This is a genomic window from Sodalis sp. RH20, from assembly GCF_047324205.1.
Classification (GTDB): domain Bacteria; phylum Pseudomonadota; class Gammaproteobacteria; order Enterobacterales; family Enterobacteriaceae; genus Acerihabitans.
In genome coordinates this window covers 3235732-3251503 of sequence record NZ_CP178733.1, presented here as the reverse complement: position 1 = coordinate 3251503, position 15772 = coordinate 3235732, and the positions used below count along the sequence as shown (strand labels likewise).

11 protein-coding genes and 6 tRNA genes are annotated in these 15772 nt (G+C 57.1%); 2 read left to right on the top strand and 15 right to left on the bottom strand.

The window, feature by feature from the left end; all coding sequences use genetic code 11:
- Positions 1-117 precede the first annotated feature (117 nt).
- The 7 genes from ACL2XM_RS15030 to miaB form a co-directional block, all read right to left on the bottom strand.
- On the bottom strand, positions 118-1014 hold the full coding sequence (locus ACL2XM_RS15030; protein ID WP_410016090.1) for an amino acid ABC transporter substrate-binding protein: 897 nt from the start codon (positions 1012-1014) through the stop codon (positions 118-120).
- Positions 1015-1368: 354 nt separating this feature from the next.
- Entirely contained in the window at positions 1369-1959 is a 591-nt protein-coding gene (locus ACL2XM_RS15025) for an MSMEG_1061 family FMN-dependent PPOX-type flavoprotein (RefSeq protein ID WP_410016089.1), read from the bottom strand.
- Between the two features lie 1468 nt (positions 1960-3427).
- Positions 3428-4957: an apolipoprotein N-acyltransferase gene (gene lnt, locus ACL2XM_RS15020; protein ID WP_413722294.1), complete on the bottom strand. Its 1530-nt coding sequence runs from the start codon at positions 4955-4957 to the stop codon at positions 3428-3430.
- A gap of 7 nt (positions 4958-4964) precedes the next feature.
- Entirely contained in the window at positions 4965-5843 is an 879-nt protein-coding gene (gene corC, locus ACL2XM_RS15015; protein ID WP_410016087.1) for a CNNM family magnesium/cobalt transport protein CorC, read from the bottom strand.
- Between the two features lie 76 nt (positions 5844-5919).
- The gene (ybeY, locus tag ACL2XM_RS15010) at positions 5920-6390 is read right to left on the bottom strand and encodes an rRNA maturation RNase YbeY (RefSeq protein ID WP_410016086.1); all 471 of its coding nucleotides are present in this window, start codon (positions 6388-6390) and stop codon (positions 5920-5922) included.
- Positions 6387-7475 carry a PhoH family protein gene (locus tag ACL2XM_RS15005; RefSeq protein WP_413722295.1) on the bottom strand — a complete coding sequence of 363 codons (1089 nt, stop codon included), beginning with the start codon at positions 7473-7475 and terminating at the stop codon, positions 6387-6389. Before ACL2XM_RS15005 ends, ybeY begins: the two co-directional genes overlap by 4 nt.
- Positions 7476-7674: 199 nt before the next feature.
- On the bottom strand, positions 7675-9099 hold the full coding sequence (miaB, locus tag ACL2XM_RS15000; protein WP_410016084.1) for a tRNA (N6-isopentenyl adenosine(37)-C2)-methylthiotransferase MiaB: 1425 nt from the start codon (positions 9097-9099) through the stop codon (positions 7675-7677).
- 182 nt (positions 9100-9281) lie between these two features.
- On the opposite strand from miaB, the gene ubiF reads away from it, so the two are divergent.
- Complete coding sequence (ubiF, locus tag ACL2XM_RS14995; protein ID WP_410016083.1) at positions 9282-10463, top strand: 3-demethoxyubiquinol 3-hydroxylase; 1182 nt, start codon at positions 9282-9284, stop codon at positions 10461-10463.
- Between the two features lie 295 nt (positions 10464-10758).
- Positions 10759-11196: a hypothetical protein gene (locus ACL2XM_RS14990; protein WP_413731173.1), complete on the top strand. Its 438-nt coding sequence runs from the start codon at positions 10759-10761 to the stop codon at positions 11194-11196.
- 224 nt (positions 11197-11420) lie between these two features.
- Here the strand turns inward: ACL2XM_RS14990 and ACL2XM_RS14985 are convergent, their stop codons facing one another.
- The 8 genes from ACL2XM_RS14985 to asnB form a co-directional block, all read right to left on the bottom strand.
- A complete protein-coding gene (locus ACL2XM_RS14985) occupies positions 11421-11984 on the bottom strand; it encodes a PH domain-containing protein (protein WP_410016080.1) in 564 nt (187 codons plus the stop codon).
- A gap of 400 nt (positions 11985-12384) precedes the next feature.
- Positions 12385-12458, bottom strand: a tRNA-Gln gene (locus ACL2XM_RS14980).
- Between the two features lie 6 nt (positions 12459-12464).
- A tRNA-Met gene (locus ACL2XM_RS14975) sits at positions 12465-12541 on the bottom strand.
- Positions 12542-12601: 60 nt separating this feature from the next.
- Positions 12602-12676: transfer RNA gene (locus ACL2XM_RS14970), tRNA-Gln, on the bottom strand.
- Between the two features lie 57 nt (positions 12677-12733).
- Positions 12734-12808, bottom strand: a tRNA-Gln gene (locus ACL2XM_RS14965).
- 21 nt (positions 12809-12829) lie between these two features.
- Positions 12830-12914: transfer RNA gene (locus ACL2XM_RS14960), tRNA-Leu, on the bottom strand.
- Positions 12915-12920: 6 nt separating this feature from the next.
- A tRNA-Met gene (locus ACL2XM_RS14955) sits at positions 12921-12997 on the bottom strand.
- A 958-nt stretch (positions 12998-13955) separates the two neighbouring features.
- Positions 13956-15617, bottom strand: coding sequence for an asparagine synthase B (asnB, locus tag ACL2XM_RS14950; RefSeq protein WP_410016079.1), 1662 nt, complete (start codon positions 15615-15617; stop codon positions 13956-13958).
- Positions 15618-15772 lie beyond the last annotated feature (155 nt).

Genomic DNA, 15772 nt, shown 5'->3' with positions numbered 1-15772 from the left:
CCTGAAGATTGACGAAGACCTTGATATCCGCAGCGCGGGGAACGACCGCGCTGCGTCTGTCTGTCCTGGCCTCCTGCAATCGAGAGGGCGGGGAGTCACCCGCCCTTATTGTCGTTATTAGTTTACGGCTTTATCGTTAGGGGCCTTGAACAGCGCTTTGACGTCATCGGACATATCGAAATTCATATTCAGGTTTTTCGGCGGAATCGGCTGTTTAAACCAGGTGTCATACCATTTTGCCGCTTGGCCGGAGGTCTGGATGGAAACAATAGTGTCGTCCACCAGCTTTTTAAACTGCGGGTCGTCTTTGCGCATCATGCAGCCATAGGCTTCTTTGGACTGCGGGGTACCGACGATATCCCACTGATCCGGGTTCTTGGACTTGGCGCGTTCGCCCGCCAGCAGGGCGTCATCCAGCATAAAGGCTTCCGCGCGCCCGGTTTCCAGGGTACGGAACGAATCGCCGTGATCCTTGGTGGAAATGATGCGCATCTTCATTTGTTTTTCGTCGTTCAGCTTGTTGAGCAGCATTTCGGACGTGGTGCCCGCGGTGACCACCACGGTCTTGCCGGCGAGGTCGGGGAAGTCTTTAATGGCGCTGCCCTTTTTCACCGCGATACGGGTGCCGATCACAAACAGGGTATTGGAGAAATCCACCTGCTTTTGACGTTCCAGGTTATTGGTGGTTGAACCGCATTCGAAATCGTAGGTACCGTTTTGCAGCAACGGAATACGGTTTTGCGAGGAAATAGGCAGGTACTTCACCTGCAGGGAAGGCGCGTCAATTTTCTTTTTAATCGCGTCCACGATGGCATCGGAATAAGCCTGGGAGTAACCCACCACTTTTTGCTGGTTGTCGTAATAGGAAAAAGGAACGGACGATTCCCGATGGCCGACCACGATCACGCCGTTATCTTTGATTTTCTTCAGGGTGCCCGTCAGGTCTTCCGCATGGGCCATACTGCCGGCCATGCCCAGTACCAGTAATGATAAAGCCAATTTGCGCATTTGCATTTTCCAACTCCTTTGCTGTCACTACGGCGCTCAAGGGGTAAGCGCGCCGCAATCATGAGTATCACGTTAAGCTTTGGAACCAGCCTAAAGCGTAAAATCAAAACGGATTACCGTTAAAAAATAGCCGAATGTAAATGTTTTGAAATGAAAAAGTTTTCGTTTTGTGAGTTCAGACGCACCAAAGCGTGGCGCATGACGCCACATTGCACATTCTAAGTGCGGTAAACGCACCATTGCAGCGCACGAATGGCGAAAATCACTCATAAAAAAACAGTTTTTAACGACATTCGCAACGTTATACAGCAAAATCCATGCCAGACAAATTATTTGCCCCCGAACGGAGCAGCGGCGGAATCAGGCCGGCTGCGCGCCGGCGGCCGACAGGGCGACATGGGCTTTAAAGATTTCCAGCGCGCCGGGCAGCAGAGCGGGGTCGACATGTTTCGCGTTATCCCACAGTCCGGCGAAGCTGATTGCCCGACCGCAGTGAATAAAGACCTCTTCCACCCTGATAATAATCACGCTTTTCGCCGGCTGGCCGTTGTGGGCAAAACGCAGGCAAAGCGCCGGGTCGACGGAAATCCGCGCGCGGCCGTTGACCCGGAATCCCTCCAGCCAGCCGGGGATGAGAAACAGCATGCCGACAAAGGGATTGTGCAGGATATTGCTAAGGCCATCGAGGCGATTGTTGCCGGAACGATCCGGCAGCAGCAGCGTTTTATCATCCTCTACCTGGACAAACCCCGGTTCGCCTCCTTTCGGCGAGCAGTCAATGCCGCGTGCGCCCTGCGTGCCGAGGATCATGAACGGCGACAGGGCAATCAGCCGGCGGGCGTAGGCATCAAGATGATCGATCTGTTTTTGCACCACCGCTTTGTTGGGTTGGGCATAATGCTCGCGCAGCTGGGCGGGATCGGTTAGCAGATAACGGGAATCGGGATTCATTCAGAGGCTCTTTGGTCAATATGTCACGAGGATGTTACAAGTGGCACGATAACAGCAATGAGTTTGATTAACAATAATTAGCACGCGCATTAGGGCTGCGGCGCCGGACCCAAGGCGGACGCGCTAAAGAGGGCGCGGGCCACATTTTTGATATAGGGCTGCCGCGAATGTAGCACGCCATAACAGAGAGAGATGAACCTTTGCTCCTGAATTTAAATATGAAGCAGCCAGCCGTGGTGGGGCTTTGCTTGCTTGCGGAGAGGCTTATGTTGTCGCGGTGGGGGCTTTGCTTGCTTGCGGGGAGGCTTATGTTGCCACGGTGCGGGTTTCGCTGGGCTTATGTTGTCGCGGTGAAGGTTTCGCTTGCCATGCGTTCGGTGGTTATATGGCGTGTCCGGTGCCGGCAAGCGACAAAGAGGCCGTACCGCGACGGCCTCCTTGACCTCCGCGCGTCCGGCAGATCGTGCGCCGCTGCGCGGTCCCCGGCATCGCCCATCCCGGCTTTGGGACCGCACGGGACGCGCTCCCGGCGCGGCCCTTAGCTTTCGCCGCTCCCGGCGGCTCATCCAGCCAAGATGCGCGCTGCCGGCGCACTCTATGCCGGCACAACGTCAACACCATCGCCTGTGAGCAATGTAGCGTTTTGGGGTTCATCGCGGTATGTGATTACCGGGAAAAATAGCAGTATTTATTTTGGGCTGAAGTCTGCAGTATAACGGCTGATGGCTGATGGCTGATGGCTGATGGCTGAAAGCGTAATGCGTACTGTTAAAACTTAAAGCGTAAGGTTTAAGTTGCATGAATGATGAACGCCTTATTGCATGACCGCATGTCCAACTTTTCGTCGTGCCAGCTGCATTCCATACCTGTTGCATCCCATCACGGTCGATCCTAAGCCGACGCCAGTCCCATCCTAAGCAACAGCGCCGCTATCGTTTCATAACATGCAGTACGAACAGCGACATGTTGACCGGCATAAAGCGCGCTGACGGCGCCTGTGCCCCCGGCATGAGCCGCCGGGAGCGGCGAAAGGCCCGTTTGCGCCGGGAGCGCATAACGGGCCGGTGCATAACGGGGGCACAGGCGGCGGAAGGTATCGCGCAGCGACGCGCGACCTGCCGGGCGCGCGGAGGTCAAGGAGGCCGTCGCGGTACGGCCTCTTTGTCGCTTGCCGGCACCCGGCAAGACATATGAACACCTAACGCACGGCAAGCGAAACCCGCACCGCGGCAACATAAGCCTCCCCACAAGCGCCAGCGAAACTCTCACCGCGGCAACATAAGCCTCCCCGCAAGCGCCAGCGAAACTCTCACCGCGGCAACATAAGCCTCCCCGCAAGCGCCAGCGAAACTCTCACCATGGCAACATAAGCCTCCCCGCAAGCGCCGGCGAAACTCTCACCATGGCAACATACGCTTCCCCGCAAGCGCCAGCGAAGCCCTCACCATGGCGACCTAAACCGTGGCTACTAACGCGCCCGGCGGCCAAAGACCACGGCGGCAAACCCCAGCAGCAGCGTCAGCACCCACAACGGCCAGTCGCCAAAGCGTGCATAAGGCGTCAGTCCGGTTGTCGGCGTTACGCGCGCGCTTAACACGTCGCGGGTAAACTGCGGCAGCATCGCTTCGATGGCGCCATCGGCGCCGATCACCGCGGTAATACCGTTATTGGTACTGCGCAACAATGGCCGCCCCAGTTCCAGCGCGCGCATGCGCGCCATCTGGAAATGCTGCCAGGGGCCGATGGAATGACCGAACCACGCGTCATTGGAAATGGTCAGCAGGAAATCGGTATCCGGCCGAAAGTTATCCCGCACCTGCGAGCCGAGCACGATTTCATAACAAATGGCCGCAGTCAGCTTCATGCCGGCAACGCTCAGCTGCGGCTGGATATAATTGCCGCGGCTGAATGACGACATCGGCAGATTGAACAGCGGCGCCAGGGGACGCAGCAGGGTTTCCAGCGGCACAAATTCACCGAACGGCACCAGATGATGCTTGGCATAACGATTCGGGCTGGGGTAGCGGTAAGGCGTTTGCTCCCCCAGTACCAGGATACTGTTAAAATAATTATAGCCCGACGCTGTCCTGCGGGTGTCGATAATGCCGGTGACCAGGCTGGTGCGCTCTTCACGCAACAGCGCATCCAGCTCGGTCAGGAACGGCCCCTGGGCGGTTTCGTCATCCGGTATGGCCGATTCCGGCCAAATCACCATCTGCGCCTTGCCCAGGAACGGACGGGTATGGCTTAGGTACACGTCAAGCGTCGGCCGTACCTGGTCGGGTTCCCATTTCAGCGATTGGGCAATGTTACCTTGCACCATGGCCACAGCCACCGTCCTGGCATCCTGCGGGGCATACCAGTGCAGTCCGCGCAGCGGCCAGGGCAGCAACAGCACCGCCAGCGCGCAAATGCCGGCCAGGGGGGCGCGCAGCGCCACGGCGGCCACCGCCAGGCCGCTCGCGGCCATCAGGAAAAAGGTCATGGACTCGACGCCGAACAGCGGCGCCAGCCCCTTCAGGGGACCGTCGATTTGCGTATAGCCGAACTGCAGCCACGGCAGGCCGGTCATCACCCAGCCGCGCAGGAATTCCGTCACCTGCCACAGCACCGGGGCGCCAACCGCCAGCCGCCACAGCGAGGTGCGCGGCCAGATGCGCGCCAGCACGCCGCCAAACAGCATCGGATACAGCGCCAGGTACGCCGCCAGCAGGGCCACCAGGCCGATATTCACCGGGACGGGCAGCCCGCCGAACTGGTCGATACTGACATAAATCCAGCGCATGCCGGTGCCGAACAGCCCAAAGCCCCAGAAAAAACCGAGCCAGGCGGACTGCCGCACCGTGCGGTTAAGGGTCACCGCCAGCAACCCGGCCAGCGAGACTAACGCCGCCGGCCAAAAGTCATAAGGTGAAAACGCCAGGGTACCGCAGGCGCCGGTCAATAACGCCAGCAACGCACGTACCCACTGGCGCTCAAGTCGCAATGCGCTCGCCATGTAAGGTTTATTCTTCCATTATCGGTTGGGGTGAGTCGTCGGGGATTTTAACATGAACCTGGATGATACGCCGACTGTCGGCCATGGCGACCTTAAAAATATAACCATCTATTTCAATGGTTTCACCACGGGCCGGCAGATGGCCGAAGGCTTGCATCACCAGCCCGCCGATGGTGTCCACTTCTTCGTCGCTGAAGTGGGTGCCGAAGGTTTCGTTAAAATCCTCAATCGGCGTCAGCGCGCGGATGGTGAAGGTATGGCGGTTAAGCTGGCGGATATCCCGGTCTTCCTCGTCATCATATTCATCCTCGATTTCGCCGACGATCAGCTCCAGGATGTCTTCAATGGTGACCAGGCCGGAAACGCCGCCGAACTCGTCAATCACAATGGCCATATGGTAGCGCTGGGACCGGAACTCCTTCAGCATGCGATCGACGCGTTTACTTTCCGGCACCACCACGGCGGGGCGCAACACTTTATCCATACTGAACGGCTGCGAATCGCTGAGCATAAACGGCAGCAGATCCTTGGCCATCAGGATCCCCTCGATGTGATCCTTGTCTTCGCTTATCACCGGGAAACGGGAATGCGCGGATTCAATGATCACATCCAGGCACTCTTCCAGCGACTGGTTGTTTTTCAGGGTCACGATTTGGGAACGCGGGATCATGATATCGCGTACGCGCTGCTCGGCGATATCCATAACGCCTTCGAGCATATCGCGGGTATCGGGATCAATCAGCTCGTTTTGTTCGGAATCACGGATAAGCTCCAGTAAATCATTGCGATTTTTTGGCTCGCCGTGAAACAGCTGATTAAGGATAAGCGTAAAAAAGCCCTTTTTGGGACTGGGGCTGTCGTTGCTTTGCGAATGGTCGTCGCTCATGGCGTTTAGTTAATTTCACTCGTAGTGGATAAATGGATCGTATAAACCGGCCCCGCTCCGGGGCCGGCGTCGTTTATCAGTCGTCTTTTTCGTTCAGATAGGGATCGGGATAACCTAACGCCTGCATGATGTCGGCCTCCAGCGCCTCCATTTCCTCGGCTTCCTCATCCTGGATATGATCATACCCTAGCAGATGCAGACAGCCGTGGACAACCATATGCGCCCAGTGCGCCTCCAGCGGCACGTCCTGTTCGCCGGCTTCCCGTTCCACCACCTGGCGGCAGATGATCAGGTCGCCGAGCAGGGGAAGCTCCACCTGCGGCGGGGCTTCAAAGGGAAATGACAGTACATTGGTCGGCTTGTCCATGCCGCGGTAGGTCAGGTTCAGCTCGTGGCTTTCCGCGTCGTCCACCAGGCGGATGGTGACCTCGGCCTCGTCCTGGAACTGCGGCAGCACGCCTTCCAGCCAGCGCATAAAGGTTGCTTCATCGGGCAAACCGGCCGGATCGGCGCAGGCGACCTGTAAATCAAGGATGACGCCGCTCATTTGGCCGGCTCCTGGTTATCGCCGGCGGCCGGCGGGATATTCCCGTGGTAAGCGGCCTGCGCTTCACGCCGGCGCTGTTCGCCCAACGCGTCTTTACGCTTCTGATCGGCCGCTTCCCAGGCTTCATACGCCACCACGATGCGCGCCACCACGGGATGGCGCACCACGTCCTCGCTATGGAAGAAGTTGAAGCTGATTTCCTTTACGTCGGCCAGCACTTCGATGGCGTGCCGCAGGCCTGATTTCGCATTGCGCGGCAGGTCGATCTGGGTGATATCGCCGGTAATGACCGCTTTGGAATTAAAACCGATGCGCGTCAGGAACATCTTCATCTGCTCGATGGTGGTGTTCTGGCTTTCATCCAGGATGATAAAGGCGTCATTCAGGGTACGACCGCGCATATAGGCCAGCGGAGCGACTTCAATCACGTTGCGTTCAATCAGTTTCTCAACCCGCTCGAAGCCCAGCATTTCGAACAGCGCGTCATACAGCGGACGCAGGTACGGGTCGACCTTCTGGCTGAGATCGCCGGGCAGGAAACCGAGTTTTTCACCGGCCTCCACCGCCGGGCGGGTCAGCATGATGCGGCGTATTTCCTGGCGCTCCAGCGCATCCACCGCCGCGGCCACCGCCAGGTAGGTTTTACCCGTACCGGCCGGACCGACGCCAAAGGTAATATCATGATCGAGTATATGGGCGATATACTGCGCCTGGTTTGGCGTACGGGGTTTGATAACGCCCCGCTTGGTCTGGATATGCACCGCTTTGCCGAAGTCCGGCACGCTTTCGGCGGTTTGCTCCAGCACCCGGCTCTCTTTGATGGCCAGGTGGATTTTTTCCGGCTCGATATCGGCGACAACACCGCGCACCGGAGCCGTGTCCACGTACAGCGTCAGCAGGATATTGGCGGCGGCTTCCACGCACAGCGGTTTGCCGACCAGTTTGAAAACGTTGTCGCGACGATTGATTTCAATGCCCAACCGGCGCTCAAGTTGTTTGATATTGTCATCGAACGGCCCGCAGAGGCTCATTAAGCGCTTATTGTCCGCAGGCTCCAGCATGATTTCTTTAGTGTCGACGTTCAAACTTTTCCTCTGGGCCTTTCAGGCCATGTTAGGGAGTAGATTATGGCTGACCATGTTCATAAATGAAGGAAACCGTCACCAGCGTCAAGGACGCGGATCATTAAATTAATATTGGGGCACGATAAGTGAAAAGCAACCGGGGGAGAAAAGGCAGAACCGGGCGGCGGGGGAGGCCGCCCGTTAACGGGCAGGGAGGGTATCACGGCTGGAAGGTCCCGACGCCGAGTTCATTCTCTTTGCGGGTGCGCGCAATCACCGAGGCCGGGCTTTCGCTCACGCGCAGGCCCATTTGATCTTCGGTGCGCACGACCACGCCGCGCAGCGAGTTCGGATTGACATCGACGATCTCGACATCGACAAACTTGCCGATCATGTCCGGCGTGCCTTCAAAGTTCACCACGCGGTTATTTTCAGTACGGCCGGCCAACTCCATCACGCTTTTGCGCGAGGTGCCCTCCACCAGGATGCGCTGGACCGTGCCCATCATCTGGCGACTGAACTGCATCGCCTGCTGAATGATGCGTTGCTGCAGTATATGCAGCCGCTGCTTTTTCTCGTCTTCGCCGACATCGTCCACCATATCCGCCGCCGGCGTGCCGGGACGCGCGGAGTAGATAAAACTGTAGCTGGTATCGAAATTAACATCGGCGATAAGCTTCATGGTCTGCTCGAAGTCGGCCTGGGTTTCCCCGGGGAAACCGATGATAAAATCGGAACTCACCTGGATGCCGGGACGCGCTTTGTGCAGTTTGCGGATGATGGATTTATATTCCAGCGCCGTATGGGCGCGTTTCATCATGGTCAGGATGCGATCGGAACCGCTTTGCACCGGCAAATGCACAAAGCTGACCAGCTCCGGCGTGTCGCGGTAGACGTCGATGATATCGTCGGTGAATTCAATCGGGTGGCTGGTGGTGAAACGCACGCGATCGATGCCGTCGATGGCCGCCACCAGGCGCAGCAGTTCGGCAAAGGTGCAGATATCGCCCTCGAAGCTGGCGCCGCGGTAGGCGTTGACGTTCTGCCCCAGCAGGTTGACCTCGCGCACGCCCTGGGACGCCAGTTGGGCTATCTCGAACAGGATATCGTCGCAGGGACGGCTGACTTCCTCGCCGCGGGTATAGGGCACCACGCAAAACGAGCAGTACTTGTTGCAGCCTTCCATGATGGAGACAAACGCGGTGGGGCCCTCGGCGCGCGGTTCCGGCAGCCGGTCGAATTTTTCGATTTCGGGGAAGCTGATATCCACCACCGGGCTGCGCGTGCCGCGCACGTGGTTGATCATTTCCGGCAAGCGGTGCAGGGTCTGCGGCCCGAAGATAATATCGACATAATGGGCGCGCTCGCGGATATGCGCGCCTTCCTGGGAGGCCACGCAGCCGCCGACGCCGATGATCAAATCCGGATTGGCTTCTTTCAGCGCCCGCCAGCGGCCCAGTTGATGGAATACCTTCTCCTGCGCCTTTTCACGAATGGAACAGGTGTTGAGCAGCAACACGTCCGCTTCTTCGGCGTTATCCGTCAACTGGTAGCCGTGGGTGCTATCCAGCAAGTCGGCCATCTTCGATGAATCGTACTCGTTCATCTGACAGCCCCAGGTTTTGATATGCAGTTTTTTTGTCATCGGCTTGCCATTACTTGATGCATTATTTTAGGGTGCGAAAAAGCCCTTCGGCTCATGCAGGGCGCGTATTGTAATCCTTTGGCGTGGTTGTGACCAGAGGGCTGAGCCTTCGCTCCTCTTTCATAATGAAAAATTGCGGTACACTAAGCAAATGTTTAATCACAGACACAAGCATAGCCGAGATGAACACAAACGAAATAGCCTATGATGCGGTGGTGGCGGGGGGCGGCATGGTCGGCGCCCTGGCGGCGTTAATGCTGGCGCAGGGCGGTATACGGGTGCTGGTGCTGGACCATGCCCGGCTGGCGGAGCCCCGGCCGGATGCCCCGCCTGATTTGCGCGTTTCGGCTATCAGCTGCGCGTCGGCGGCGTTGTTGCGCCGCGTGGGCGCGTGGGACCGTATCGATTCCCATGTCCGCGTACCCTACCGCCGCCTGGAAACCTGGGAATGGGCGCAGTCCCAGGTCACCTTCGACGCCGCGGCGCTGCATTTGCCGGAACTCGGCTTTATGGTGGAAAACATCCGGCTGCAGCGGGCGCTGTGGCAGGCCTGCGCCGACTGCGGCAATCTGACGCTGCGCGCGCCGGCCGCCCTGGCGAAAATGCGTTATGACGGCGGCAACTGGCGCCTGACGCTTGATAACGGCGAAACGGTTGGCGCCCGGCTCCTGATCGGCGCCGACGGCGCCCGGTCCAACGTACGGCAATGGGCTGGCATCGGCACCGTCGGTTGGCAATATCGCCAGTCGTGTATGCTGATAACCGTCGCATGCCCGTACGGCCAGCAGGATGTCACCTGGCAGGAATTTACCCCCGACGGTCCCCGGGCGTTTTTACCGCTCTACGATAACTGGGCGTCGCTGGTGTGGTATGACAGCGCGGCGCGTATCCGCCAACTGCAGGCCCTGCCGCCGGCGGCCCTGGAGCGCGAGGTGCTGGCCGCCTTTCCCACCCGCCTGGGCGCGGTGAAGGTGCACGCCGCGGGCGCTTTTGCGCTGGTGCGCAGCCATGCCAGGGACTATGTCCGGCCGGGCCTGGCGCTGATCGGCGATGCGGCGCATACCATAAATCCGCTGGCGGGGCAGGGCGTAAACCTGGGCTTTCGCGACGCTGAAGCGCTGGCCGCGGTGGTGATTGGCGCGCGCGATCATGATGAACCCTGGGACGAGCTGCGCATCTTAAAGCGCTATCAGCATCGCCGTTACGGCGACAACCTGCTGATGCAAAGCGGCATGGATCTCTTCTATAGCGCCTTCAGCAACCGGCTGCCGCCGGTCCGGCTGGCGCGCAACCTCGGCCTGTTCCTGGCCCAGCGCGCCGGCCCGCTGAAAGTCCGAGCGCTGAAATATGCCCTGGGTCTCTGACTGGCGGTAGCGTCGGGCGTTGTCAGCAAAAAATGAGCAATATATTGCTCATTTTTTTTCATTTAAGATTTTTTTGAGCAAAATAATTGCCATTTTAAAAACGTTAGCGCTAAAAGAGCAAAACATTGCTCATTGAAGGTGTCCATGAAATTGACTATTGAAATTTTTGTCGAAGGAAGATGGCAGGACGCCGCGTCTATCACATTTTCCGAACCTGACCAAGGACGCGCGAGTTTAACGTTACTCGGTTATGCGTTTGATTATGCGCTGGAATTCATGGAACGGGATGATGAGCATGCCTGTAGTAGCAATTTGCCTGCGGTACTCATGGAAAACTACCGATCAAGGCCTGCCGTCAACCCAACAAGATAGCGCTCGGTTGCGGTCAGGCGTTATTGCTCCCGTGGGAAATATGCGCATTAAGGAATCCTTAACCGATTTACCCGCGGTTAAACAAATTAATCAAATTCGGTTTACCGTACAGGATGTGGCCGAGCGGAATACTGATTTTTTAGAATACGCACAACAGATGGGCGCGGCGGGCGGTGGCGCCACTGGCGCTGGTGGGGAGGCGCCAAAACTATTATTACGTTGCTCCGCCAACAACGAAATCTGGATCGATACTTTTCAGGATGACGACCAAAATCCAGATCAATATCAGCCGTCGTACTCTATCCGATATCGAACGAGACCAGGGCAGCCAGTCGTTGTCGATATTAAACCGGGTATTTAAGCCACTTGGCCTTAAGATAGGCTTATTGCCGCGCAGTCAGCATTTGATGCGCGCGCTGCTGCCAGATCGGCCAAAGGACGCTTAGGCGATCTTATCCGGTGGGCTTTTCATGCCGGACGGCACAGAAAACACCGCCTGCGCCTGCGCTTAAGCGATAATAGAGGCGTGGACAATCAGCCGGGATGGCGCTTTCCCCTGCATGTCCCGCTAAGCGCAGGTGGGCGTTACATCGCCAGGATTTTCTCTTTTTGCACGCTGAATTCCTGATCGCTTAAAATGCCGCGTTCTTTCAGCGCCGCCAGTTTTTCCAACTGGGTGATCACGTCATATTGCGCACGGGTGCCCGCCGCCTGCCGCATCTGCGGCTGCTGGCTGAGCGTTTCCCGTGCGATATTCACCATATTGGTAAACGGGGTGACCGCACCTTTCATCACATTCTCGATGGTATAGTTTTGACCTGTGGTGCTCAGGGTAATGCTGCCGGTCATCATCTTGGTGCGCCCGCTTACGGAAACCACGCTCGCCAGATCGACGAAAACCTGCTTCAGACCGTAAACCATGCCTTTATCCAGGAAAATAATCCGGTAGTTGGTCAGGGTAATCAGCCAGGTATTGCCGCCCATCAGGCCCGTTGCCACCGCCAGCGGTTTTTCATCGTCGGCCAGGATCGCCGGAAGATGGTAAAACTCTTTTTTGGTGCCGAAGGGCATATCGCCCACCAGCTTGGCCAGGCGCTTATATTCTATTTTCAACTCTTCAATACTTGCTGTTTTAAAGTTAATCATCATTGAGTCCCAATGAATAATGGTCAATTTATCATTTGATCGTGCTTGAATTTACCTTATGTAGCGCACCACCAAAGACGAGAACAGCTCCCTGAAACCTGCTTAATTAAACGACTAGCTCGGGCAACGATCTTTTTGTGAAAGGCCACATGCCGTTTCCCGCGCGAAATCGTCGGTGATTGTGCCCTTAACAATATGGCCGATACCATGATCTGGGATTACTTGCGCCGCGTTTAGTTGCAAAATAATTAGGATAATCCTGATTTTTTTGCTAACGCGCGGCGACGGGCTGATACCCTTTGCAAGGATGATCTGAAAGGAAGGGCAGAAGACACGCATAAAAAAAGCGGGGCGATGTCTTTCGACAATCGCCCCGCTTTTCGCTGCTTGCGCAGTCTTTGTATGGCTGGGGTACCAGGATTCGAACCTGGGGTGGCGGAATCAGAATCCGCTGCCTTACCGCTTGGCGATACCCCAAAAATGTGGTGGCTACGACGGGAATCGAACCTGTGACCCCAGCATTATGAGTGCTGTGCTCTAACCAGCTGAGCTACGTAGCCGAATTATACTTAAAAATTCGGGACTTACAATACTTTTTAAAAACTTTTTCAACTTTTTTTTGGCTGGGATACCAGGATTCGAACCTGGGGGTGGCGGGATCAAAACCCGCTGCCTTACCGCTTGGCTATATCCCAATCATCCAAACGTTTTTGCAACTTTTCCCGCTTGCAACCTCGCCCGGGCGAGGTTAATGGCTGGGGTACCAGGATTCGAACCTGGGAGTGGCGGGATCAAAACCCGCTGCCTTACCGCTTGGCTATACCCCATCCGCTGCGTAACCGAAATCATGGTGCGGGAGGCGAGACTTGAACTCGCACACCTTGCGGCGCCAGAACCTAAATCTGGTGCGTCTACCAATTTCGCCACTCCCGCAAAGTATGGTGGCTACGACGGGATTCGAACCTGTGACCCCAGCATTATGAGTGCTGTGCTCTAACCAGCTGAGCTACGTAGCCATCTTTCCGCGTGACCTTCATTCGGCGTTGCGGGGCGCATTATGCGTAGTTGCAGAAATCCAGTCAACACCTTTTTTCGGTAATCAGGCTTTGCGCATGCTGTTTGTCTGGCTTATGAGCAACCTGATGATAAAAACCGCATAAGGCCTGATTTTCCTATTCAAACAAATAAAAACCGGGCCGTAAAGGCCCGGTGAGTTTGATAATAACCCTAAGCTCAAAGCAGACATGTTAAAGGGCGCGCGGCCCATGGCGCGCCAGGCCCGCCAACGCTGAACTCAACCCGGACGAGTTCAAGGGAGAGCGTGCCAATGGGGTCGAATCGGGCGTGGTGTTCCCGCCCGACCGAGGCCCCATGGCATGCCAGGCCCGCCAACGCTGAACTCAACCCGGACGTGTTCAAGGGAGAACGTGCCAATGGGGTCGAATCGGGCGTGGTTTTCCCGCCCGACCGAGTGCCTCATGGCATGCCAGGCCCGCCAACGCTGAACTCAACCCGGACGTGTTCAAGGGAGAGCGTGCCAATGGGGTCGAATCGGGCGTGGTTTTCCCGCCCGACCTAGCGCCCCATGGTGCGCTAGGCCCGCCAACACCGGACCTAACGCAGCCGTGTTCAAGGGAGAGCGTGCCAATGGGGTCGAATCGGGCGTGGTGTTCCCGCCCGACCGAGCGCCCCATGGTGCGCTAGGCCCGCCAACACCGGACCTAACGCAGCCGTGTTCAAGGGAGAGCGTGCCAATGGGGTCGAATCGGGCGTGGTGTTCCCGCCCGACCGAGCGCCCCATGGCATGCCAGGCCCGCCAACGCTGAACTCAACCCAGACGAGTTCACGGGAGAGCGTGCCAATGGGGTCGAATCGGGCGTGGTGTTCCCGCCCGACCGAGTGCCTCATGGCATGCCAGGCCCGCCAACACCGGACCTAACGCAGACATGTTAAAGGGAGAGCGTGCCGATAGCTTTAGTACGCGGACTGATGCACACCCACCGCCCGTCCCGACGGATCGTCCATATTTTTAAACGACTCATCCCATTCGATGGCCTTCGCCGAGGAACAGGCCACCGACGGACCTCCCGGCACACACTCCGCCGCGCTTGGCAACGGGAACAGCTCCGCGAAGATTTCCCGGTAAAAATAAGCCTCTTTAGACGTCGGCGTATTGTACGGGAAACGGAAATGCGCGTTAGCCAATTGCTGATCGGTAATCTGCTTGCCGGCCATTTCCTTCAGCGTGTCGATCCAGCTATAGCCCACACCGTCGGAAAACTGCTCTTTCTGCCGCCAGGCAATGCTTTCCGGCAGGTAGGACGCAAAACATTCGCGCAGTACATGCTTTTCAATTTTGCCGTGTCCGCACATTTTATCCTGCGGGTTAATACGCATCGCCACGTCAAGGAAGTTTTTATCCAGGAACGGCACGCGCGCCTCCACGCCCCAGGCGGACATCGCCTTATTGGCGCGCGCGCAGTCATACATATGCAGCGCCTGCAGCTTGCGCACCAGCTCTTCATGAAACTCTTTGGCGTTCGGCGCCTTATGGAAATAGAGATAACCGCCGAAAACCTCGTCGGCTCCCTCGCCAGACAGCACCATCTTGATGCCCATCGCCTTAATTTTCCTCGACATCAGGTACATCGGCGTCGAGGCGCGGATGGTGGTGACATCATAGGTCTCGATATGGTAAATCACGTCGCGGATGGCATCCAGGCCTTCCTGCACGGTGAAATGCACTTCATGATGCACGGTACCCAGATGGGTAGCCACTTCCTTGGCGGCGCGCAGATCGGGCGAGCCTTCCAGGCCGACGGCAAAAGAGTGCAGCTGCGGCCACCAGGCCTCGCTGCGCGCGCCGTCTTCCACCCGCCGGGCGGCATACTTCTTGGTGATGGCGGAAATAACCGATGAATCCAGCCCGCCGGATAACAGCACGCCGTAAGGCACATCCGACATCAAATGACTTTTGACCGACTCTTCCAGCGCGTCGCGCAGCGCCGCTTTATCGGTAGTGTTGTCCTTCACGTTGTCATAAGAGAACCAATCGCGGGTGTAATATTCGCGGATTTCTCCGTCCTGGCTCCACAGATAACTTCCCGGGGGAAATTCCTTAATGCTCAGGCATACCGGCACCAGCGCCTTCATTTCCGACGCCACATACAGCGTGCCGTTTTCATCATGCCCCATATATAGCGGGATAATGCCCATATGGTCGCGGCCGATCAGGTAGGCGTCTTTCTCGGTATCATACAAAATGAAGGCGAACATACCGCGCAGATCGTCGAGGAAGGCCGGTCCTTTTTCCTGGTACAGGGCCAGGATCACTTCGCAGTCGGAACCGGTCTGGAACGCATAGCGGTCCCCCAGCTCCTGGCGCAGCGCCTGATGGTTATAAATTTCGCCATTCACCGCCAGCACATGGGTATGCGCGGCGTTATATAAGGGTTGCGCGCCGGTATTGACGTCGACGATGGACAGGCGTTCATGGGCCAGGATGGCCTGGTCGCTGGCAAACACTCCCGACCAGTCGGGACCGCGATGACGCATCAGACGCGACATTTCCAGCGCGGTTTTACGCAGTTCGCTCGGATCCGATTGCAAATCCAGTACACCAAAAATAGAACACATTCTCTTTTCCTTAGGCCGGTCTCGGGGCTAATGCTTTGCTGTTGACATCGATTTAGCACTAAAATGACACCATTATTCAAGATCAATCAATGAAAAAAGCCATGCTGCTGGTGATAATTCATTTTTAAGCGGCTAATTATCAATAATCATCAATA

Bases quoted from the DNA above. Each gene is read 5' to 3' on its own strand.
- ACL2XM_RS14990 (WP_413731173.1), top strand. From the start codon at position 10,759: ATGCCTGTAGTAGCAATTTGCCTGCGGTACTCATGGAAAACTACCGAT.
- ubiF (WP_410016083.1), top strand. From the start codon at position 9,282: ATGAACACAAACGAAATAGCCTATGATGCGGTGGTGGCGGGGGGCGGC.
- ACL2XM_RS15030 (WP_410016090.1), bottom strand. From the start codon at position 1,014: ATGCAAATGCGCAAATTGGCTTTATCATTACTGGTACTGGGCATGGCC.
- lnt (WP_413722294.1), bottom strand. From the start codon at position 4,957: ATGGCGAGCGCATTGCGACTTGAGCGCCAGTGGGTACGTGCGTTGCTG.
- asnB (WP_410016079.1), bottom strand. From the start codon at position 15,617: ATGTGTTCTATTTTTGGTGTACTGGATTTGCAATCGGATCCGAGCGAA.
- ybeY (WP_410016086.1), bottom strand. From the start codon at position 6,390: ATGAGCGGCGTCATCCTTGATTTACAGGTCGCCTGCGCCGATCCGGCC.
- miaB (WP_410016084.1), bottom strand. From the start codon at position 9,099: ATGACAAAAAAACTGCATATCAAAACCTGGGGCTGTCAGATGAACGAG.
- ACL2XM_RS15025 (WP_410016089.1), bottom strand. From the start codon at position 1,959: ATGAATCCCGATTCCCGTTATCTGCTAACCGATCCCGCCCAGCTGCGC.
- ACL2XM_RS14985 (WP_410016080.1), bottom strand. From the start codon at position 11,984: ATGATGATTAACTTTAAAACAGCAAGTATTGAAGAGTTGAAAATAGAA.
- corC (WP_410016087.1), bottom strand. From the start codon at position 5,843: ATGAGCGACGACCATTCGCAAAGCAACGACAGCCCCAGTCCCAAAAAG.